The following is a 21,609-nucleotide window of genomic DNA, read 5'->3' as shown; positions in this document are numbered from 1 at the left end:
AGGTACACCCAAACTGTGGGATCTGGTGTGTAGTGATATTTCAGGTACACCCCAAACTGTGGGATCTGGTGTGTACTGATATTTCAGGTACACCCCAAACTGTGGGTCTGGTGTGTACTGATATTCCAGGTACACCGCAAAACCTGTGGGATTTGGTGTGTATTGATATTCCAGGTACACCGCAAAACATGTGGGAGCTGGCTTGCCAGCGATAGCGGTGGGTCAGGCGCCGTCGATCGTGCGGCGAACCTTGTCGAGCAGTTCGCTGATCTGGAACGGTTTGATCAGCAGATCCATGCCCTCGCCGAGGAATACCTGGCGGTTGATCGCGGTTTCGGTGTAGCCGGTCATGAACAGGATCGGCAATCCCTCGCGCCAGCCCCGGGCAATGTCTGCCAGTTCGCGGCCGCTCATGCGCGGCAAGCCGACGTCGCTCAGCAGCAGGTTGATCGACGGGTCATTTTGCAGACGCTCCAGCGCGGTTTCGATGTCAGCCGCCTGGGTGCAGCGATAGCCGGCATCCTCCAGCACTTCAGTGACGAACATGCGCACCGACGGCATGTCTTCGACAATCAACACATGCTCGCCAGTGCCTTGCGGATTGACCGTCACCGCTGGAATATCGACCCCGGTCGGATCGCTGGTGGCCGGCAGCATGATCGTCACTTCGGTGCCGCGTCGGGCCACGCTGCGGATGTGTGCATCGCCGCCGGACTGGCGGGCAAAACCATAAATCGTCGACAGCCCCAGCCCGGTGCCCTGACCCAGGGGTTTGGTGGTGAAGAACGGATCGAACACCTTGTCGATCACGTTGTGCTCAATACCGGTGCCGTCATCGCGCACCGACAACGCGACATAAGCGCCATCGGCCAGATTCGGATCGCCGTGGGAATACGCCGCGTAAGTGCTGACCCAGATGTTGCCGCCCTGAGGCAGCGCGTCGCGGGCATTGATCACCAGGTTCAGCATTGCGCTTTCCAACTGACTCGGATCGACCAGGGCAATTGCCGGTTTGTTGGTCAGCTCAAGCTTGAGGGCAATCCGTTCACCGATGGTGCGCACCAACAGTTCTTCAAGTGAACGCACGTGTTCGTTGATATCCACTGGCCGCGTGTCCAGCGGTTGCTGGCGAGCGAACGCCAGCAGACGATGGGTGAGGGCGGCCGCGCTCATCGCTGAATTCAGCGCCGCCTCAGCGTACAGCTTGACCTTGTCCGGTCGGTCATCGGCGATGCGTTTCTGGATCAACTCAAGGCTGGTGATGATGCCGGTCAGCAGGTTGTTGAAGTCGTGGGCGATGCCGCCGGTGAGCTTGCCCAGCGCATCCATTTTCTGCACTTGCAGCAGCTGCGATTCGGCACGCGCCAGTTGCGTGGTGGTGTCGTCCAGCCGGGCCAGATGCGAACGTTCGCGATGGCGGTGTTCGGTGACGTCCTCGACGAACACCAGGCTCAGTTGTGGCGTGCGATATGGCGAAATCTGCCACTCGGTTTCGCGAATTTCACCCTGCACGCGCATGTTCAGCGTGCCTTTCCAGCGCTCGCCATCAACCAGGCGCAAACGCAGTTCATTGAGAATGGCGCCTTGTTCGTCGGCAAAACATTCGCTCAGGGTTTGTGAACCCTGGTTATCCAGAATCAGTTGGTTGAATGCGTGGTTGCACTCATGCACCTTGAGATTGGCGTCGAGCACCGCAATCGGCGCGGAAACATTGGCGAAAATCTCGCGAAACCGCGCCTCGCTTTCGCGCAGGGCATTTTCCGTGTCGCGCACCCGCAGCAGCGTGCGCAAGGTCGCCAGCAGCACGTCCGGGTCGACCGGATGAATCAGGTAGGCATCGGCCCCGGCGTTGAGGCCGGTGATGATGTCGCCGGTCTGGATCGACGCGGCCGAGACATGGATTACCGGCAGCAACGCGGTGCGCGTGTCGGCCCGCAGGATGCGCACGATGTCGAAGCCGCTCATGTCCGGCAGGTTGACGTCGAGAATCAGCGCATCGAGCGGTTCGCGCTCGATCAACGCCAGGCCGTCGGTACCGGTGCCAGCCTCCAGCACCTCATAGCCGTGGCGTTCCAGACGCTTGCGCAAGGCGTAGCGGGTGGCGACGTTGTCATCGACGATCAACAGGCGCATGTCACGTTTCATCGACGTTCTCCTGAGCGATCGCCAACGGAATGATCACGGAAAAGGTCGAACCGACCCCCGGTGCGCTGTCCATGCCGACCTCGCCACCCAACAGTGCGGCGAAGCGTTTGCACAACGACAGGCCCAGACCGGTGCCGCGCAGGCGTTTCTGCAAAGGCGAGTCGACCTGAGAAAAGTCCTCGAACAATGCGCCATGCAACTCGGCGGCGATACCTATTCCAGTGTCGCTGACGGCAAAGCGCACCTTATCCGCACCCTCAAGCCGCGCCGAGACCCGCACTTCGCCACGGGTGGTGAACTTCAGCGAGTTGGAAATGAAATTGCGCAGGATCTGCGCGAGTTTCTTGTCGTCGGTGTACAGGCGCGGCAGGCCGACCGGTTCTTCGAAGATCAAGTCCACTGCCGTCGCATCGACAATCGGCCGGAACATTCCGCGCAGGGCGGAGAACAGGTCAAACATGTCGAACCACGCAGGGGAGATGCTGATGCGACCGGCCTCGATTTTCGCCAGATCGAGTAAGTCATCGACCATGTCGCTGAGTTCACGGGCAGCGCTGCTGACGAACGCCACCTGTTTGTGCTGTTCGGGGCTCAGCGGCCCGTCCAGCTCGTCGGCCAGCAAGCTGTTGACGCTGAGGATCGAACCCAGCGGGGTGCGAAATTCGTGGCTCATGTACGACAGAAAGCGGCTTTTCAGATCCGAGGCCTGACGCAGTTCTTCGGCTTGAGTGTCGAGTTCGGCGTACAGCGCCAGCACGCCCTGGTTGGTTTCGTCGAGTTCTTCACGCAGGGCCGCCGTTTCGCTTTGCAGTTGCGCGATCAGCGCGGCCTGTTCGGCATTGCTCAAGTCGGGCGACTCAGCCATGGGCGGCCTCCAGGGCAACGACCAGTACCGTTACATCGTCGCGCCCGCGACAGAAATCGCGGTGCAGGACGCTGGCTATCACGGCGGGATGGCGGTGCACCAGACCGGGGTAGTCTTGAAGATTCCAACGGGACTGCAAGCCGTCGCTGTACATGATCAATAAATGTCCGTTCACGTGAGCATAGTCAAAGGGCTGGGCTTTTCGGTATTGGCCGCCAACGATGCCGGGATGTGAGGCCAGGCCGCGCGATTTGTCAGCGGCAATCAGACTTGCGCCGATGTTGCCGACCCCGGCAAACGTCAGGCTGGCGCGGTCGGCGCGAAACTGTGCAAACGCCACGGCGCCGCCACGGGTGCCGATCATCTCGCGGTGCATGTCTTCCATCAGCACCACCGGGGAGCTGAACGGCGCGTCGGCGAAGGCTTGCTCTCCGGCCCGACCGGCGCGCTCGGCGTCCTCGCCGTGACCGAGACCGTCAACGATCAGTGCACTGATGTCGCCACCGTGATACGCCAGATGCCAGACATCGCCGCAGGCTGGATCGTTATGCAGTGAGTGCTGGCTGACGCCGTACAGCAGATCCGCCTGGCGGTCGCTGCGCGGATACAACCGGGCGAGAAGCACGGCGCCGCGATGGTCGGCATACACGTCAAACACGTCGGCCTGGCGTGACACCGCACCCAGGCCAATGCCCTGAGTGCCGCCGGTGGAAAAACCGTCGGCCAGACACGCCTGCAGATCGAAACCCTTGGCCCGGTCTACCGCGATCAACTCGATACCGGCGTCGCCCTGTCGCGGCAACAACCGCAGGTGCAGTTCGCCGTGACCGGCATGCTTGAGCAGGTTGCTCGCCAGCTCAGTGGCTATGAGTGCCACGCGCCCCGCATCGCTTTCACCAAAACCATGTTGTTCGGCGAGGTGTTGTGCGCTACGGCGGGCATGACCGATCTGGCTGTTGTCTTCGATCAGTAATACCTGGGTCAGTGACCCGCTGATGTTCATGTCCATCGGGTAATCGTTATGCGAGTGCCTTTACCAGGCTCGGTGTCCAGTTCGAACTCTTCGACCAGGCGTTTGGCGCCGGTCAGGCCCAGCCCCATGCCGCTGCCGGAGGTCCAGCCATCGGTCATGGCCAGTTTGATGTCGGCAATGCCCGGACCCTCGTCGCGAAAGGTCAGGCGCAAACCGACCTTGTGATCGTCATCGAGGATCTGCCAGTCCATATCGCCGCCGCCACCATAAACCATGGTGTTGCGCGCCAGTTCACTGACCGCCGTGACCATTTTGGTCAGGTCGATCAGGCGCATGCCGCACTCGGTCGCCAGTTTGCGTGCAGTCTGGCGCGCCAGCACCACGTCCTGCTCGATATGGATGGGTTGAGTTCCGCTGCTGCGCACGATCATTGCGCAAGTACTCGTTCTCGCAGCAGTTTCATCCCCCGCTCGACGTTCAGCGCCGTGCTGACGCCGGGCAGGGTCAGGCCGAGTTCGACCAAGGTGATCGCCACCGCCGGTTGCATGCCGACCAGCATGGTTTCGGCGTCCATGATTTTCGACAGCCCGGAGATCGTACTGATCATCCGACCAATGAACGAATCGACCATGTCCAGCGCCGAGATGTCGATCAACACCCCGCGCGCCGAGGTTTTGCTGATGCGTTCGGACAGATCGTCCTGCAGGGTCAGGGCGAGTTGGTCATGCATGTCGACCTGGATGGTCACCAGCAGGAAGTCACCCATTTGAAGAATCGGAATACGTTCCATGCTTAACCCGTCTTGACGAGGCTGACACCCAGGCGGGTCAGGGCCAGTTTCAGCGCGTCGGCCAGATTGGCCTTGGTGACCACACCTTGCAGGTCGAGGCCGAGGTGAACGATGGTTTGCGCGATCTGCGGGCGCACGCCACTGATGATGCAATCGGCCCCCATCAGGCGGATCGCCGTCACGGTTTTCAGCAGATGCTGGGCGACCAGGGTGTCGACGGTCGGCACGCCGGTGATGTCGATGATGGCGATTTCCGAACCGGTGTCGACGATGCGTTGCAGCAGCGATTCCATCACCACCTGAGTGCGTTGCGAATCAAGGGTGCCGATCATCGGCAGGGCCAGCACACCGTCCCACAGCTTGACCACAGGGGTGGACAGCTCCAGCAGTTCTTCCTGCTGACGCTTGATCACCGCTTCACGGGATTTCTGGAAGGTGCGGATGGTGTGCAGGCCGAACGCGTCGAGCAGCTCGGAGACTTCCCACAGCTGTTCGGCGAGCAGGGCCGGTTGTTCTTTGTAGTGATTCTGCAGCAGGGCAAACAGCGGTCCCTTGAGCGAGAAAATGAAACTGGCGGTCTGTTGCGAATCCTGACCGAGCAGGGCGCGGCTATGCGAAAGCTTTTCGAGGAACTGCCGAGTGGCGTCCCAGCCCGGCGCATTGATGTTGGTGCCGTTGTCGCTCTCAAGACCGCTGACCACCAATTGCAGGAATTCGCTGGTCTGTTGCTGCAGGTCCTGGCCTTTCAGATTGCGCGTGCCGCCGCTGGATTCCAGGCTATTGATCCATTCGCCCAGCAGCTGTGCCTGTTTGTTTTTCATCGCATCGAGTGTGCTGTTCTGCAGTGCTGCCATGTGCCTGTTGCTCCGTAGCGAATGAGGGGCCGATTTCGCAAAATTGATCGGCGCGAAGTCAATGACCGTTGCCGTTCGAAATAGTTGTTCGGTCTTGCGAGGATATTTTTGCCCGGGCGTAAGAAACGTCCCGGTAACTCTAGTCGGCATGCCAGCAAGGCGCGATGTTTTGAACGATGGTGCGGTGCCGGATTCGAATCTTCAAGGCCCGGCTGGTTTCAGTCGTGCTGGCCAAGACCTACGAGGTGCTTATGAACGAGCAACAGCAAAATCAGGCCGGGGAGCCGATCAATCGCAATGATCCGGCAATCGACCCGCAAGTGCCGGGGCAACCGGCGCCGACGCAACCTGCGAAACAGCAGGGCGACACTGACCAGGCGCAAAGTGCTGATCCGGCAGTGGATCAGAAGAATCAGCATACCGATAACGACAATGAGTTCAGTCCGGGTTTCGAGCCAAAGCCGGATCGCCCGCAGCCGGGGGAGGAGACTGATGCGGATATTGATACTGATGGGGGTTAGTCAAGGCAGGAAACAACAAGGCCGCATCCATTGGATGCGGCCTGTTTTTTTGCAATCAGGGTTTACTTGCTCGGATGCTTGGCCTGCAGCTCTTTTGCCGCGGCCAGGTGTTTTTCCAGCGCCGGCAACATTTTCTGCGCGAACGCCTTCAATTCAGGGGCACCCTTAACCTTGTCGTCGGTCACGGTATTGGCTTCTTTCTTGAACAGCTCGATGGTTTCTTCGTGGGCCTTGACCTGGTTGTTGGCGTAGGCCGCATCGAAGGATTCATCACGCACTTCTAGAATTTTCTCTTTGGCCTGTTTGACCAATGTGGTGGTGTCCGGTACTTCGATGTCGTGAGCCTTGGCAATCGTCGCCAGTTCGTCATTCGCCTTGCTGTGATCGGTGATCATCATTTCGGCAAACTTCTTGATGTCGGCCGACTGGCTTTTTTCCAGGGCGAGGCGGCTGGTTTCGATTTCGGCGATGCCACCGGCAGCGGCGTTATCGACGAAGTCATTGTCGGTGGCCGCGAAGGCGCTGCCCATGCCGGTGCTTAAAGCGACAGCCAGTGCCAGGTGACGCAGGTTGAATCCGTCCATTGTGTTTCTCCACGCAGTTTGTTGTGAGCGTTATGCAATGGAGGCGAGGCGACGGACAAAGGTTTTATCGCATTTGCGACAGGGCGACGAACGGACACCGCTGGTCTGACAGGTGGTCGACAGAACGGCCTGACCGAGGCCATTCTGATAACTGGTTAGCGCAATCGGTCGCGCTGGCCACCCGATCAACTGACGGAGGTGTTCCATGCCGGTTCCCCATGACCTGTTTCAGGACTTGAGCTGCACGAAGGAAGAGATCCAGCAAAAACGCACCCAGGATCCACGACTGGATTCACTGATCAACAAGTATTCCCAGGCTGATGCCGATGTGGTCAAGGCCGAAACCGCCACCTCGGATGCTCCCAGCGACGACACCCTGAAGAAACTCAAAGAGAAACGTCTGAAGGTCAAGGACGAAATCGTCAGCCATTTGCAGACCCCGACCTGACCCCATTCTGATCCGCCGACCTACGGTTGCGGATTGACTGGAACGACAGGCCCGACCGGCACCTCGAATGTTCAGAGTCCTCAATCATCGACTCTTTGCGAGGTGCCTTATGAACGATCCCAAATTTCCCAGTGAAGAGCAGGGCGCATTTGACCCCGTGCCCACCCATCCTGAACCCAACAGCCCGGCGCATACCACCGCCAATCCTGAAGAACCGGACAAGGATCTTCCCGAAGACGAAGACCCCGAAAAGTTCGACAAGTCCAGCAACTGACAGACCGCTATCGCTGGCAAGCCAGCTCCCACAAGGATCGCTGTCGTTAACATATATTGCGAACGATCCGGTACCTGTGGGAGCTGGCTTGCCAGCGATGGCGTCAGTCAATTCAACACATCAGAACCCGTTTCACTTCAAGGCTTCAGCCAACGGCAACCGCGCCATATGCGTCGCCTTCAACGAGCCGAAATACAACCAGTCCCCGTACTCGCGAACCGTGGTAATCGGCGAATAATTGCCGCTGCTGGCGTCCTGCAAATTGGCAATCACCTTGCCCTGCAGATCCAGCCCCAGTACAAACCCGCGCTTCTCCACCGGTTTCGGCAGTACGGTCAGCGCGCGCACAATCATCTTGCGGACGAACGGATGCCCGGCTGTGCCATCGAGCAAGGCGTTGCGCGGCGCATACAGCGCTACCCAGAAGCGGTCGCGACCGTTGAACGCGAGGTTGTCCGGCAGTCCCGGCAGGTTGTCGATGAACAGGTCGTGGGTGCCTGCCTTGGGCCCGGTCAGCCAGAAGCGGCTGATGCGATAGGCACCGGTTTCGTTGACCAGCACATAGGCGTCATCGGGGCCGAGGGTCACGCCGTTGGCGAACTCCAGTTTGTCCAGCAATACGCTGGTCTTGCCGGTCTGGAAGTCGTAGCGCAACAAGCGTCCGTCACCGCCATGTTCGATGATCGCCTCGCCATCATGGCCATAGCCCCAACGGCTGGAGGCATCGCTGAAGTAGGCGTAGTGCCCGGATTTGTCGATTGCCACGTCATCGGTAAAGCCGAACGTCAGACCATTGGCGGCGGTGGTCAGGGCAATCAACTGGCCCTGAGCATCGAGTGAGAGCAAGCCCTTGACCCCGTCAGCAATCACCAGCAATCCGTTGGGATGCCGCGCCAGGCCCAGCGGCCGCCCACCGGTATCGGCCAGCACTTTGCGTTGCTGGCCATCGAGGCTGCTGCGGATCAGTCGGCCGTCATGCAGTCCGGTGATCAAAAAGTCATTTTCCAACAGCAACGCTTCCGGGCCCTCGATGTCGCTCGGCCCGACCTGCGCTGTGTTCTTCAGACGTTGGTTTTCTGCATAAACGCCTTCCTTGAGCGAGGGCGCCGGTGACGGTTGCCAGGCGACCGGCTCTACTCGAGTGGGCATCAGCAGTAAAAACGCGATAACCACGGCAATCAGCAGAAATAGCACCCGCTGCCACTTCATGCGCTGGCCCTCACTGACGCCAGATACTGCGCAGCCCTGTCCCGCAGCGCGAGCATCGAGGCGCAGGATTCGCGCTCGATGCGCCGTTTCAGCAACAGTCGATTGGCGATGCGCATGCCCAGGCCGTCAAAGCGATAGTCCAGCGTGCGCACGAATCTTGTGCCGCCACCTTCGGCCGCGCATTCATACGTCAGCTCCAGCGACAGGCCGTGATCACCCCGAGCCCGTGCGCACCAGCGCCGGCCCGGCAGGTACTCGGTCACTTGCCAACGGAGATGACCTGCCCGGCCGCCGGCATGAATGTCTTCTTCAAAACCCGAGCCCGCATGCAGCGGCCCCTGCGGGCCGTCGATTTTCAGCGACGACGGGTGCCACTCGGGCCAACGGCTGACCGTGGCGGCATAGGCGAGTACGGCAATCGGTTCGCCGGCAATGTCGATCGTGTGCTGTTGACGGGTCATGGGCATTCTCGAATAACTCAAAGGGGCGACTTCCGGCTCCCAGTACAGGGTGCCGAACAGGTAGTCCATCAGCGGCAGAACGATGTTGAAATTGCGCTCTTGCATGCGCTCGCGGCGGTGATGCAGTTCGTGCAGACGGCGCATCTGCCGGATCCACGGCAGGCGCGTGAGGGGATTGGCCGGTGGCAGGTGTTCGGCGGCGTGAAACACTTCGTAGGTCAGATAGCCAAGGACCATGCAGCCGCCGAACAACCCGGCGACGTTGGCGTTGACCTGCGCGATCAGCCACCACAAGGGCAGGGTGATCAGTAGCGTATGGAGTACGATCAGCCACGCCGGAAACAGAATCACCCGCCAGTCGCGGGCGCTGTCGTAGGTCATGTGGCCGGGGGTGAAGAAACTGTGATGGTCGCCGGCGTGGCGGGCGTAGAACAGTTTCGCAAAGGCTTTTTTATGGTGGCCGAGATGGCGATGGACCATGTAAACGCCAAAGTTGAAGAACAACAGCGTCAGTGGCACGGTCAGCCATTCCAGCCAACGGACCTGGTCGACGCTGCTCCAGAATGCGCCGATGGCCAGCACACCGAACAGCAGCACGAAGGCGCCGTGCAGCCACGGGTTGTAGAACGGATGGATCGCCGCACGATAGCGGCTGCGAAATGCCTCGGTGGTCTGCCTCACTGCGTTCACCCGTAGGTATTGTTGTTATACCCGGCAGATTAGCCGATCCGGCCATTTGTGCAGGCCGGACCTTGAGGTCACATGCGCCATGATCCGGTGTAAAACGGCGGATTCAGCTCAATGGATTCCAGCGTTGCGACCAGTCGTCATCGGCCTCGATCACTTTGCGCAGCAGGTCGAAGGCCTGTTGCAGCGTCGCCGAGTCGCGGTCGCGGGAGTACACCAGATAGGTCGGATAGCTGAATTCAGGGGCTTTGGTCACCGGTTCCAGGGCACCGCTTTCCAGATACGTGCGCACCACGCGGGTGCGGAAATAACCGCTGCCGCCGTGTTCGAGGATGTATTGCAGAGCCAGCGGGCCGAGGTTGAAGCTCAGCGCGGCTTTGGCTTTTTCCGGCAGGGCGGCATCGTGCTGGCGACGGAAGTCCGGGCCCCAGTCAATGTAGACGTAAGGGTCGGCGCGCTCCGGTGTGCGCACCAGAATCAGCTTTTCCTCCAGCACTTGCTCGACTTGCAGGCCGGGCCAGTATTCCGGCTGATAGACCAGCGCCGCGTCGAGCACACCGAGTTCGAGTTGGCGCAGCAGGTTTTCGCCGTCGCGGATTTCCATGCGCAGGGCATGCCCGGGAATTTTCTCGCGCAGTTCCGCAGCCCAACTGAGCATCAACGGATTGCACAGGCTGACTTCGCCACCGATGTGCAGCACATTGTGATAGCCCTCGGGCAACGGCAAGTCGCGACGCGCGGCCTCCCACGTCTGCACCAGTTGATTGGCGTAGACCACGAACGCTTCGCCGTTCGGCGTCAATTTCGCCCCGGCGCGGTTGCGCACGAACAGGGTGCTGCCTAGTTGGCTTTCGAGTTTCTGGACGCGGGCGGTGATCGCTGTTTGCGTGACGAAGAGCTTTTGCGCGGCGGCGGCGAGACTGCCGTGGCGGACAATTTCGAGGAAGGTGCGGGCGAGATCGATGTCCATGGGCGGGCCGGTGTTTGAGGTGCACGCATTGTAAGTGCTGCCCTGACACCGCGTCATCGTTCATCGCTGGCAAGCCAGGCTCCCACAGGTTTTGCGGTGTACATAGAGTCTGGGTACGCCACGGACACTGTGGGAGCTGGCTTGCCAGCGATGGGGCCCTCGTAGACGCTGAAGATCAGTCGGTCAGTTCAATCTCTTGCACCCGCGCCCAATCCTCGACCAACCGCGCCGGCGTGCCACACGCCTTGCGCTTGTACACAAAGTGCCGGCACTTCTCGGTGAAGCCGTTGCGGTTGTAAAGCATGTCTTCCTGCATTTCCTGCAACTCGTTTTCGCGGCATTGCTGGATCAGCACCTGATCAACCCGCAACTTGCGTTCACGCACCGCTGCATAGGTCGGGTCACTCAAAACGCTGTTGGCCCGTTGCAGCAACCACAGGGAAAACTCATCCGGGCAGCGCGGGCCGATTTCCTGAACCATACCCAGTTGCCACGCCTGCACCGCGCTCACCGGCAGACACGCCTGAGTCAATTGCTCGGCCATCGCCGGGCCGACGGCGCGGGGCAGGCTGTAGGTCCAGTATTCCGAGCCATACAGGCCCATGCTCTTGTAATGCGGGTTGAGCACGATATCGGCCCGGGCAAACACGATATCGGCTGCCAGGGCGAGCATCACACCACCAGCGCCGGCGTTGCCGGTGACGCCGCTGACCACCAGTTGCCGCGCCGTCAGCAGCTCTTCACAGACATCATCGATCGCCTGAATATTCGCCCAGGCTTCAGCGCCCGGATCCTGCGCTGCCTGAATCACATTCAAATGCACGCCGTTGGAAAAACTGCCGCGCCCGCCCTTGATCAACAGCACCTGAGTGTCGCGGGACTTGGCCCAGCGCAGTGCATCGACCATGCGCTGACATTGCTCGGTGCTCATCGCGCCGTTGTAGAACTCGAAGGTCAGCTCGCCGACATGCCCGGATTCGCGGTAACGAATCGGCTGATACACCTCGTCACTGAACGGCTGGCTGGCCACCGACCAGTCCAGCCTCGGCACATCGGCCAATTGATCGGCCAGCACATGCCGCGCCGGTTGCTTGAAGGTTTCTTCGCCGGGCTGCGGTTTGCGCCGCAACGAACCGATCCACACGCTGTGGTCTCCCGCCGCGACCAGTACCGCATCGTCATGCACCGCGAGAATCTCGCCGGGCAGGCCGCTGCGCGAATCCAGATGGGCGTCGTACACGTAATACTGACCGCCGGCCAGACTCGCCAGGACCCCGGGCTGGCCGTCCGCCGCATCGATGCAGCGTTTGATGAAGCGGGCGCAATCGTGCCAGCTGAAACTGCGGTCGACCTGTTTCATGTTCGGCTGCAAACGTCCGCGCACAGCCGGATTGGTGTAATCCAGCGGCACTGGCTGGAAGCCTTCGATGAATTTTTCCACCACTTCGCGAATGCAAACAATGGCCGCGTCGCTGACCCGACCGTTATACAGCTCGGACTTGCGCAGGCCCGTCGGCAGATTGAACTCGCAAGTCGCCCAGACCGGCCCGGCGTCCATTTCCTCGACCGCTTGCAGCGCGGTCACGCCCCAGCTCGACAGCTCATTGGTGATCGCCCAATCCAGAGCACTGGCACCACGATCGCCGACGATGCCCGGATGAATGATCACCACCGGGCGTTCGGAGTTACTCCAGAGTGCTTGCGGTACGCGGTCCTTGAGGAACGGGCAGATCACCAGATCGGCGCCGCTGTGCTCGATCTGTTCGCACACCGAGGCCTCGTCGGTAAACACCACGACGCTGGGCGAATGCCCGGCCTCACGCAGTTCCAGCCAGGCACGCTGGGTCAGGCCGTTGAACGCTGACGACAGCAGAATGATCTTGAGTGGTCGCATGAAAGTTCTTCCTTGAGTGGGATCAGCCGCAGGCTCCCGGTGAGCCTTCCCTGGCCTTCGATGGAGCCGGAAGAGTAATGAGTGGCCACCCGCACACCACTGATCGAGGTCAACGTTGTGTCAGCCAATGTTTCTGGGGCGATGAAGCGTCATATGTCAAATAGTTCGCTTATGTATATTTTTTATTACTTCAAATGTATGAAGCGCTATTGCACAGTCGCGCCTGATCAGAGCCGGACGATCCCGGCAGAACGATGGTTTTTCGCAGCGGGTGGAGCCCGTTTCAGGGAGCAGGACATGGGTGGGCATAACCCGCATTACCAGATCATCGGGCAGATGTTCCAAAAGGACTATCGCTGGCTGTGCGCTGCCGTCGGCCGCACGCTGGGCTGCCCGCACAGTGCGCAGGACATCGCTTCGGAAACCTTTTTACGGGTTTTGGCATTGCCGGACCCGACGGCGATCCGCGAGCCGCGTGCGTTGTTGACCACCATCGCCCGGCGTCTGGTGTACGAGGGCTGGCGCCGTCAGGACCTGGAGCGCGCCTATCTGGAAAGCCTGGCGCTGGCACCGGAACCGGTGCATCCCTCGCCGGAAGAACGCGCGCTGGTGATCGAGGCATTGCTGGCGGTCGATCGTTTGCTCAACGGCCTATCGGCGAAAGCCAAAGCGGCGTTTCTCTACCACCAGCTCGACGGGCTGACCTACAGCGAAATCGGCGAACGCCTCGGGGTTTCCACCAGTCGCGTGCAGCAGTACATGGTCGAGGCGTTCAAACGTTGCTATCAGGCGATGCAGGCATGAGGGCCGACGAAGCGGTGATCGATGAAGCGGCGCAATGGATGGCGTTGTTGCAATCGGGCGAAGTCAGCCTGGGCGAGCGCGCCGCGTTCGACGCCTGGCGCACGGCGGATCCACGACACCAACAGATCATCGAGCAAATGGGCGGCGGTCTGAACCTGCTGCGTAATCCGAGCCTGCGCGGGCTGCCGCGCAACAGTCTGCTGCACAGCCTTAACGCACCATCGAGCCGCCGCCGCTTTATCAGCGGCAGCTTGAGCGTGCTCGGTGTTGCGCTGCTGGCCGGGTTGCTCGGACGGCGCTATGGCTGGTTGCCGGAGGTGGGCGAATTGGCAACTGGCACCGGTGAGCGGCGTGATTTCACCCTGGAAGACGGCAGTGCATTGACGCTCAACGCGCGCAGTCGTGTGCTGCCTGTATTCGATGCTCATCAACGCTTGCTCGCGTTGCGCAGCGGGGAGTTGCTGGTGGACGTGGCCAAGGACCCGGCGCGGCCGTTCGTAGTCGAGACCGAGCACGGTCGGATGCGCGCAATGGGGACGAAATTTCTCGTCGAGCAGGGCGAGGATGCCACGCGTTTGGTGATGCTCCATTCACAGGTCGAAGTGGTCACCTCGGGCGGCGCGCGACAAGTGGTGGAGGCGGGGGAGAACCTGCTGTTCAACAGCCAGAACATCCTCAGTCTGCAACGCAACAAAGGCCATGAAAGTGCGTGGGTGCAAGGGCGGCTGGAAGTTCGTGACCGTCCCTTGAGCGAGGTCATCGACAGCTTGCGCCGTTACCGTCGCGGCATTTTGCATGTGAGCCCAGAGGTTGCCGACTTGCGCTTGAGCGGCCTCTATCCGCTGGACGACAGTGACCAGACGCTGCAGTTGCTGGAGCATTCACTGCCGATCATCGTCACCTGGCACAACCCTTACTGGGTCAGCATCGAACCGCGCTCGTAAATACACCGCCCGGCTGTGTAGGAGCTGCCGAGGGGGAGGTGAGTCCAGATAAAGGTATTCATCAAGTTCGGTTATAGGGATATGACTTCTTGGCCTAATTGCCGACCTATAAAAAGTGCCGGCCCGCTGCTCATTCCCTGCAGACGCCTTCAACAGGGAAGCCCCTCGATGTTCTCATTCAAACAACAATTACCTCGACTGACCCTCGCCGCTGCGTTGGCGATGGGCATCAGTCCATTGAATGTTTTCGCCCAGCAACCGACTGCGGCCGTGTTCACCTTCGACATTGCCAGCGGCGCGCTCGACGAGGTGCTGCTGGATATCTCGCGGCAGACCGGCGTGCCGATTTCCTTCAGCCAGAATCTGGTGCAGGGCAAACGCAGCAGCGCCGTACGCGGGGCATTGGGTGGTCGCCAAGCGGTGGAGAAGGCATTGCTCGGCAGCGGTCTGCAAGTCGAGCAAAGCGCTCAGGGGCTGAGCATCCGCGAAGGCGAAGCCGTGACTTCCGTACCGGCAAAAGTCACCACTGTGGCACCCGCCACCAGCGCCGATTACCGCATGGAGAAAGTCACCGTCACCGGCTCGCGCATTGCCCGCGCACAGAGCGACGGTGCGACACCCGTGAACGTCATCACCCACGAGGAAATGGAAGCGCGCGGCTATAAAAACGTCTACGACGCCTTGGCGACCCAGACGCAAAACACCGGCATGACCCAGGGCGAGGATTACGGCAACACCTGGCAACCGGCGGCCAGTGCGCTGAACCTGCGCGGCCTCGGTCCCAATCACACACTGGTGCTGATCAATGGGCGGCGCGTCGCCGATTACCCGACGCCGTACGATGGCAAGGTCAATTTCACCAACCTTGCGAACATTCCGTCGGCGGTCATCGAACGCATCGAAATCCTCAGCAGCGGCGCCTCGGCGATCTACGGCTCGGATGCGATTGCCGGGGTGGTCAACATCATCCTCAAGAAGCAAATCAACGGTGTCGACGTCAACCTCAAGGGCGGCACGACAGAGCGTGGCGGTGGCGACAATCAGCGCTTGCAGATCAGTGGCGGTGGCAGCTGGGGCGATTTCGACGGTCTGTTCGGCCTGGAGCTGACCCACCGCGACCCGATCTGGGCTGACGACCGTGGCTTCATGCAAAGCGGCCCGCTGGCGGACGTCGGTTATCGCCGCGACCTGACTAATAGCCGTTATCTGGGGCCGGGGTGCGGTGCCTATCAGGGCACCTTCGACAACAAACTGGTCAACAGTGGTGGCCGCTGCCGCACCGATCAGATGTACAACGATTACTGGACAATCCAGACGCAAAAGGAAAACTACGACGGCTACAGCCGCGGCACCTGGCACTTCAGCGACAGCGGAGAGGTGTTTGCCGACTTGATGTACGGCCTCGACCACATCCAGAACAACACCCGCGGCCCGACCTTCACTTCGCCGGATTTCATCAACCAGAACAGCGGCAATCTGGAGCGCTGGTATCGACGCTACGGCGAAGAGGAAATCGGTGGGCGCACCAGCAATAACAGCAAGTGGCGCGACACTTCGTGGACCGGCACCCTCGGTCTTTCCGACAAGATTGCCGACACTGGCTGGCGCTACGATCTGGCGGCCAACCGCTCGGAATATCGCAGCGTGCGGACAACCCGCTACACGCCGCTGTCATCGATTCAGGATTTCTACCTCGGCCCGCAACTGGGTACCAGCGGCGGTTACCCGGTATTCGCCCCGGAAGCATCGCGTCTTGATAGGCCGCTGACGCCGCAGGAGTGGCAGCAGTTTCGCAGCAACCTGACCCAGAGCAGCAAATCGGTGTCGACCAGTTACAACGCCTCGGTCAATGGCGATCTGTTTGATCTGCCGGCAGGCCCGGTGGGATTTGCCGGCGTGCTGGAGGCGGGCAAGCAGGAATACCGTGTCGACCCGGATGACGGCCTTAACGATGGCACGTTCTATGGCGTGTCTCCCGCGCAAAGCTCCGGCGGTTCGCGCAAGCGTTATGCGGCGGGCGGCGAGTTCAGCATTCCGCTCACCGACACGATTCTGGCGACCGCAGCGGGGCGCTGGGACCAATACAAATTCAGCGGCCGCACCGAGCAACAGAAGACCTACAACCTCGGGCTTGAATGGCGGCCCGTCACCAGCCTGTTGTTGCGCGGTAGTTACGGCACCAGTTTCCGCGCGCCGGACCTGAACTACATCTACCAGTCCGACAGCAACGGTTACTACCCGGCACAGATCGACTACTACGGTTGCAGCCAGGGCTTGGAGGGCGCCTGTGATCGCGGGCGGGTCGACTACACGCAAAGTGGCACCGCCGACCTTGAATCCGAACGCGGAAAATCGTGGACCTATGGTTTCGTCTGGTCGCCCTCGCGTAACTTTGATTTCTCCACGGATTTCTGGCGTGTGGAGATCGATGACCTGCTGACCACGGTCGACGAAAACCGCTTGTTGCAGCAGGAGAACGAATGCCGCAATGGCACCCAGGACATCAACTCGGCCAACTGCCAGTCGACGCTGGCGCGTATCGACCGCAATGCTGGCAACGCCGCCGTCGATCCGAACCAATTGCAGCGCGTGCGGGTGAATGCGATCAACGCTGCCAGCGAGCGGGTCAGCGGTCTGGACTTCAAGAGCAACATTCGCTGGGGCGCCGGCCAGTACGGTGCGTTCAGCTCGACGCTGGGCTACACCCTGGTGCTGTCGCATTACTACAAGGAATCCGATGAGGCCCCAACCCAGGATTGGCGCACCTCGCGCACCAACTACGACTGGCGCAGCAAGGTCAACGCCAGCCTGACCTGGGACTATCAGCAAGCCACGGCGACGCTGATGGGCATTCGCTACGGCTCCGTCACCAATGGCGCGGGGGATGGGCGACTGTCGCCGTGGACAGTGTTCAACGCCAGTGCGCGCTACAAGCTCAATGACCGGGCGAGTGTCGGTCTGACCGTGAACAACGTGCTCAATCAGATCAAACACGACGATTCCGCAGGCTGGCCTTATTACCCGACCGGCAACTACGACCCGTACGGGCGTCAGTGGTGGCTGGATGTGAGTTATCACTTCGGCAGCTGATGGCAGGATGCCTCGCGTTTACGTCCTACGGAAAAGGCAGGGTTTTGCGACGGGTAGGGGATATTTCCGACGACTTTTTCAGGTTGGTCGTCGGAAGCGCGATCTATAGCATCAGTCATGACATTGAAGTCGCTGAGCGGCTCGAACGCTCAGACCCCAGACAAAGGATGAATGATGCGAACCCCACACATCGAGATCGAAACCCCAACGTATTCCCCTCGCCATTACTGGCGCGACGATCGCGCCCGATGCCCCATGGAGGATGTCGCGATGCCCGCAGTGAAAACGCCTCGACTCACGGGGCTGAAAAAAGTCGAAGGCAAACCTGTCGACATACTCGTGCATGGTCAGAACGTCGGTGACGATGCCACTTTGATCGTCGAGCTGACAGAACAGGGCTTTGAGCTCAGCGACGTCGTCAACATGCTGTCCACTTCCGAGCTGTACCAGCAAGGCGAGATGGTCAAACGCATCACCGGCAAATCTGTCCGAACCGTGCGCCGGCTCATGAAGGAAGGCTTGTCGGTACGGCTTGACCCGCATCAGAGTGTCGTCGCCTACCAGTATGCCTTGGTGTTGCAGATGGCTATTCGGGCATTTGGGCGTCAATCAAAGGCAGAAGAGTGGCTGCAGCAGCCCACCCCCTATTTGAACGGTTACGTGCCGTCGGAACTGACCCGGCATTCACTGGGTTTCCAGATGGTGGAGCAGTACCTTGGGCAGATCATCTACGGAGTCCACCAATGAATCCATTGCCGTGGGACGGGCAGTGGTATGCCTGGCGGCTGGACCCGGAAGTCTACGGATGCACCTGGGACAGCGGGATTGGTTCAAAGCTGAACGGGGGACGATGGAATGCCCCCGGTCGGCGAGTGGTTTATGCATCGGTCGACCCGTCGTCGGCCATTCTGGAAGTGGCAGCCAATCACAGTTTTGATGTGCTGGACAGTGAGCCTTATGTACTGACCTGTTTCGAGGTCATCAGCGACGCCAAGGTCAGAGTGGTGCAGCCAGAGGAAGTGCCGAATCCTTACTGGTTGAGCCCTGCGCGGCCTTCACCCAATCAACGGGATTTTGCCGACGCTTTACTGGCTGAACATCCGTTTGTGCTGATCCCCTCGGCGGCAACCCGGCACTCGTGGAATCTACTGGTGAGCTGCGAACTGGCGGAGGGGCAGTTCAAAATGGTCTCTCAAGAGCGGTTTGGACTGGATACCCGGTTACTCAGGGAGATGGCATCGGCATGATCTGTGCGGATTTCGTTTTTTGCATAACCTCATCACCCAACGGTCTAACACCAACCCTATAAAACCTTATTCGTCATCGCACATCCCTGCATAAACCAAAACGCAGGGATGGCTGTTCATGATCCATTTTTCACCCGTTAAATCCCCTTTGAGCCTGGCCTTGCTGCTGGCAATCAACACGGTGCCGGCGATTGCCGCCGAGAGCACTGTGACCGAGCCGACCACACAGCTGCAGCGTGTCGAAGTCACCGGCACGGCGATTCGTCGGGTCGATGCAGAAACTGCAGTGCCAGTGACGATTCTGCGCGTCGAAGAGTTGCGCGAGCAGGGCGTCACCACCACGGAAGAGCTGGTCAGTCGCATTTCCGCCAACCAGTCTTCGGTCGGCTCCGGGCGCTCGGTGGGGTCGAGCAGTGGCGGGGCGTCTTACGCGGATCTGCGCGGGATCGGCCCGAACAAGACGCTGGTGTTGCTCAACGGTCGGCGCCTGAGTAACAACGCCACCAACGCGATCAACGGATCTGGCGTTGATCTCAATACCATTCCGTTCGCCGCGATCGACCGGGTGGAAGTGCTGCGCGACGGCGCGTCGGCTTTGTACGGCACCGATGCGATTGGCGGGGTGATCAACTTCATCACCAAGACCAGTCTCACCGAAGGCCAGATCAGCACCAATTACGACACACCGACACATTCCGGTGGTGGCGAAAGCCGTAACTTCAGCGGCAGCTGGGGTTTTGGTGATTTGCAGGATGATCGCTTCAACGTGTTCGGCGTGGTCAGTTACGACAAACAGCAGCGACTGGCCGCCGAGGACCGTGGTTACACCTACAACTACCAGCCCAACCGCGGCCTCGATTACACCTCCGGCACCGCCTCGCCGGCCAACTGGAGTCAGGGCAGCAACGCCACCAACCCGTTGGCCGGTTCCGGTTGCAACGCGCCTGGTTTGCTCTCGCGCAACGGTATTTGCCGCCAGAGCCTGTGGAACTATCTCGATCTGGTGCCGGAAACCGAAAAGACCTCGGCCTTCGCCAAAGCCACCGGCAAGCTGTCGGACGATCACAACGTCAGCCTCGAATACTTCTGGGCACGCAATGAAAACCGCACGCAGATTGGTCCGGGTACGTTGATGGGCAATCAGGTCAATCCCGGTACCACGTTCTATCCAGGTAACGGCATCACCCCGGGGCCGAACGGTTTTGCCCTCGACCCGACACAACCGGTCGATGTGAACTGGCGAGAAACCGCAGTGGGCGCGCGTCAGCATGAGGACGACAACACCGGTCAGCGTTTGCTGCTGAGTTTTGACGGCACGCTGGTGGGCTGGGACTACAACGTCGGTGCCTCGTACAACCAGAACAAAGTGGTCAACACCATTCAAAGCGGCTACGTGAATGACCGCGCTGTCAGCGCCGGCATTGCCAATGGCGTGATCAACCCGTTCGGTCCACAGACCGCCGCCGGTTCCGCGCTGTTGGCGGCCAATGCGGTGGACGGCGATTACGCCACGGCGGTCGGGCGTGTGAAGGCAATCGACGGGCGGATCAGCCGCGAAATTGGCGACTGGTTTGGTGCCGGTCCCTCAGCTTTGGCGCTGGGCGGTGAGTACCGCAAGGAAGACTTCCATCAGGATTTCGCCCAATTCGCCGGTGATGTGCAAAGCCTCGGTGTCGACCCGAACGGCAGCGTGGCCGGGGATCGCAGCGTCTCGGCCGAGTACGCCGAGGTCAACGTGCCGGTGCTCGACAGCCTGGAGCTGTCTGCCGCCGTGCGCCACGACAAGTACAGCGATTTCGGCAGCACCACCAACCCGAAATATTCGTTCCGCTTCCAGCCGTTCAAGGAACTGGTGGTGCGCGGTGCCTACAGCGAAGGTTTCCGTGCGCCGTCGCTGTATGAACTGTACAACCCCAACTTCACGACGTTCACCAACGCCAACTACAACGACCCGCGCCTGTGCGCTGGCGGCAACCCGAGCAACGGCGGCATCGCCAACCGCGACTGCGCGCAGCAGTTCAACCGTACCAGCGGTGGCAACACCGACCTGAGCCCGGAGACTGCGCGTAACGTCACCCTCGGTTTTGTCTATCAGCCGTTCGAACGCCTGACGGCCGGGCTGGATTTCTGGTGGATCGACATCGCCAATCAGATCGCCGAGTTTCCCGAATCGGCGGTGTTTGAAAATCCCGAGCTGTACCCGGATCGTCTGATCCGCAAGCCTGACGGTTCCATAGACCACGTCGTCACCGGTCTGGCCAACCTCGGCAAGATCAAGACCAACGGCGTCGACGTCAGTTTCGACTATCGCCTGCCGAGTACCCCGTACGGCAATTTCGGCATCGGTCTGCAAGGCACTTACGTCACCCGCTATGACTATCAGCAACAGCTCAAGGGCGATTACATCGACAAGCTAGGTGATTTCCGTGGCGGTGACTTCGCCTCGGCCGGCGCCGTGGCCCGCTGGCGGCACAGCCTGACCGGCAGCTGGAATTACGGCCCGTACGGGGTGGCGCTGACCAACCGTTACACCAGCGGTTATCACGATTCGGATCGCGAGTCCCACGACTACGTTGGCTCATACAACGTCTGGGACCTCGCCGGCACCTACACCTGGCGCAAGACCCTGAGCGTAACCCTCGGCGCGAAAAACCTGTTCGACCGCGAGCCGCCGTTCAGTAACCAGACCTACACCTTCCAGAGCGGCTACGACCCGAAATATGGCGACCCGTTCGGGCGGACGCTGTACACGCGGGTCAGTTACAAGTTTTAAAAATGGTCAGTGTTGGCGGGTTTTAGTCACTGATTGATCTAAAGCCTGCCCTATAAAAATCGCCGGCCTGTTGCAC

20 protein-coding genes are annotated in these 21,609 nt (G+C 60.3%); 9 read left to right on the top strand and 11 right to left on the bottom strand.

Going from position 1 to position 21,609, the window contains the following annotated elements; all coding sequences use genetic code 11:
* Positions 1–222: 222 nt before the first annotated feature.
* The 6 genes from ACVVH8_RS17100 to ACVVH8_RS17075 are packed head-to-tail and all read right to left on the bottom strand — an operon-like array spanning position 223 to position 5,627.
* A complete protein-coding gene (locus ACVVH8_RS17100; RefSeq protein ID WP_475225094.1) occupies positions 223–2,145 on the bottom strand; it encodes a response regulator in 1,923 nt (640 codons plus the stop codon).
* Positions 2,135–3,010, bottom strand: a complete 876-nt coding sequence (locus ACVVH8_RS17095) for a sensor histidine kinase (RefSeq protein WP_475225092.1) — start codon at positions 3,008–3,010, stop codon at positions 2,135–2,137. Before ACVVH8_RS17095 ends, ACVVH8_RS17100 begins: the two co-directional genes overlap by 11 nt.
* On the bottom strand, positions 3,003–4,013 hold the full coding sequence (locus tag ACVVH8_RS17090) for an ATP-binding protein (RefSeq protein WP_103302474.1): 1,011 nt from the start codon (positions 4,011–4,013) through the stop codon (positions 3,003–3,005). Before ACVVH8_RS17090 ends, ACVVH8_RS17095 begins: the two co-directional genes overlap by 8 nt.
* Positions 4,010–4,414, bottom strand: a complete 405-nt coding sequence (locus tag ACVVH8_RS17085) for an anti-sigma regulatory factor (protein ID WP_103302388.1) — start codon at positions 4,412–4,414, stop codon at positions 4,010–4,012. Before ACVVH8_RS17085 ends, ACVVH8_RS17090 begins: the two co-directional genes overlap by 4 nt.
* Positions 4,411–4,773, bottom strand: coding sequence for an STAS domain-containing protein (locus tag ACVVH8_RS17080; RefSeq protein WP_103302387.1), 363 nt, complete (start codon positions 4,771–4,773; stop codon positions 4,411–4,413). Before ACVVH8_RS17080 ends, ACVVH8_RS17085 begins: the two co-directional genes overlap by 4 nt.
* Positions 4,774–4,775: 2 nt before the next feature.
* On the bottom strand, positions 4,776–5,627 hold the full coding sequence (locus ACVVH8_RS17075) for an STAS domain-containing protein (RefSeq protein ID WP_212809168.1): 852 nt from the start codon (positions 5,625–5,627) through the stop codon (positions 4,776–4,778).
* Positions 5,628–5,878: 251 nt separating this feature from the next.
* On the opposite strand from ACVVH8_RS17075, the gene ACVVH8_RS17070 reads away from it, so the two are divergent.
* Complete coding sequence (locus ACVVH8_RS17070) at positions 5,879–6,148, top strand: hypothetical protein (protein ID WP_475231203.1); 270 nt, start codon at positions 5,879–5,881, stop codon at positions 6,146–6,148.
* A gap of 62 nt (positions 6,149–6,210) precedes the next feature.
* Here ACVVH8_RS17070 and ACVVH8_RS17065 read toward each other — a convergent pair whose 3' ends face one another.
* Positions 6,211–6,732 (bottom strand): DUF4142 domain-containing protein, encoded by a 522-nt coding sequence (locus ACVVH8_RS17065; protein WP_103302385.1) that lies wholly within the window; start codon positions 6,730–6,732, stop codon positions 6,211–6,213.
* A gap of 205 nt (positions 6,733–6,937) precedes the next feature.
* On the opposite strand from ACVVH8_RS17065, the gene ACVVH8_RS17060 reads away from it, so the two are divergent.
* Both ACVVH8_RS17060 and ACVVH8_RS17055 read left to right on the top strand, forming a co-directional pair.
* Positions 6,938–7,180, top strand: a complete 243-nt coding sequence (locus ACVVH8_RS17060) for a DUF465 domain-containing protein (RefSeq protein ID WP_212809167.1) — start codon at positions 6,938–6,940, stop codon at positions 7,178–7,180.
* 109 nt (positions 7,181–7,289) lie between these two features.
* Positions 7,290–7,454, top strand: coding sequence for a hypothetical protein (locus tag ACVVH8_RS17055; protein WP_177431347.1), 165 nt, complete (start codon positions 7,290–7,292; stop codon positions 7,452–7,454).
* 132 nt (positions 7,455–7,586) lie between these two features.
* Here ACVVH8_RS17055 and ACVVH8_RS17050 read toward each other — a convergent pair whose 3' ends face one another.
* The 4 genes from ACVVH8_RS17050 to ACVVH8_RS17035 form a co-directional block, all read right to left on the bottom strand.
* A complete protein-coding gene (locus tag ACVVH8_RS17050) occupies positions 7,587–8,663 on the bottom strand; it encodes an SMP-30/gluconolactonase/LRE family protein (RefSeq protein WP_103302383.1) in 1,077 nt (358 codons plus the stop codon).
* The gene (locus tag ACVVH8_RS17045; protein WP_475225090.1) at positions 8,660–9,805 is read right to left on the bottom strand and encodes a sterol desaturase/SRPBCC family protein; all 1,146 of its coding nucleotides are present in this window, start codon (positions 9,803–9,805) and stop codon (positions 8,660–8,662) included. The genes ACVVH8_RS17050 and ACVVH8_RS17045 overlap by 4 nt, the downstream gene beginning before the upstream one ends.
* 112 nt (positions 9,806–9,917) lie before the next feature.
* A complete protein-coding gene (locus ACVVH8_RS17040) occupies positions 9,918–10,781 on the bottom strand; it encodes a LysR family transcriptional regulator (protein WP_103302381.1) in 864 nt (287 codons plus the stop codon).
* A 175-nt stretch (positions 10,782–10,956) separates the two neighbouring features.
* Positions 10,957–12,675, bottom strand: a complete 1,719-nt coding sequence (locus ACVVH8_RS17035) for a hydrogenase maturation protein (protein WP_475225087.1) — start codon at positions 12,673–12,675, stop codon at positions 10,957–10,959.
* A 297-nt stretch (positions 12,676–12,972) separates the two neighbouring features.
* Here ACVVH8_RS17035 and ACVVH8_RS17030 point away from each other — a divergent pair, with 297 nt between their 5' ends.
* The 6 genes from ACVVH8_RS17030 (at position 12,973) to ACVVH8_RS17005 (ending at position 21,533) form a co-directional block, all read left to right on the top strand.
* Positions 12,973–13,479, top strand: coding sequence for a sigma-70 family RNA polymerase sigma factor (locus tag ACVVH8_RS17030; protein WP_064120628.1), 507 nt, complete (start codon positions 12,973–12,975; stop codon positions 13,477–13,479).
* Positions 13,476–14,423 (top strand): FecR domain-containing protein, encoded by a 948-nt coding sequence (locus tag ACVVH8_RS17025; protein WP_475225084.1) that lies wholly within the window; start codon positions 13,476–13,478, stop codon positions 14,421–14,423. The genes ACVVH8_RS17030 and ACVVH8_RS17025 overlap by 4 nt, the downstream gene beginning before the upstream one ends.
* A gap of 168 nt (positions 14,424–14,591) precedes the next feature.
* Entirely contained in the window at positions 14,592–17,513 is a 2,922-nt protein-coding gene (locus ACVVH8_RS17020) for a TonB-dependent receptor domain-containing protein (protein ID WP_475225081.1), read from the top strand.
* 270 nt (positions 17,514–17,783) lie between these two features.
* The gene (locus tag ACVVH8_RS17015) at positions 17,784–18,260 is read left to right on the top strand and encodes an antitoxin Xre/MbcA/ParS toxin-binding domain-containing protein (protein WP_177431357.1); all 477 of its coding nucleotides are present in this window, start codon (positions 17,784–17,786) and stop codon (positions 18,258–18,260) included.
* Positions 18,257–18,760: an RES family NAD+ phosphorylase gene (locus tag ACVVH8_RS17010; protein WP_103302377.1), complete on the top strand. Its 504-nt coding sequence runs from the start codon at positions 18,257–18,259 to the stop codon at positions 18,758–18,760. Before ACVVH8_RS17015 ends, ACVVH8_RS17010 begins: the two co-directional genes overlap by 4 nt.
* Positions 18,761–18,878: 118 nt before the next feature.
* On the top strand, positions 18,879–21,533 hold the full coding sequence (locus ACVVH8_RS17005; protein ID WP_475225078.1) for a TonB-dependent receptor: 2,655 nt from the start codon (positions 18,879–18,881) through the stop codon (positions 21,531–21,533).
* Positions 21,534–21,609: the final 76 nt, after the last annotated feature.

The sequence above is a fragment of the Pseudomonas trutticola BRTCR10 genome, assembly GCF_056155105.1.
This window is presented reverse-complemented; position numbering and strand designations above follow the sequence as displayed.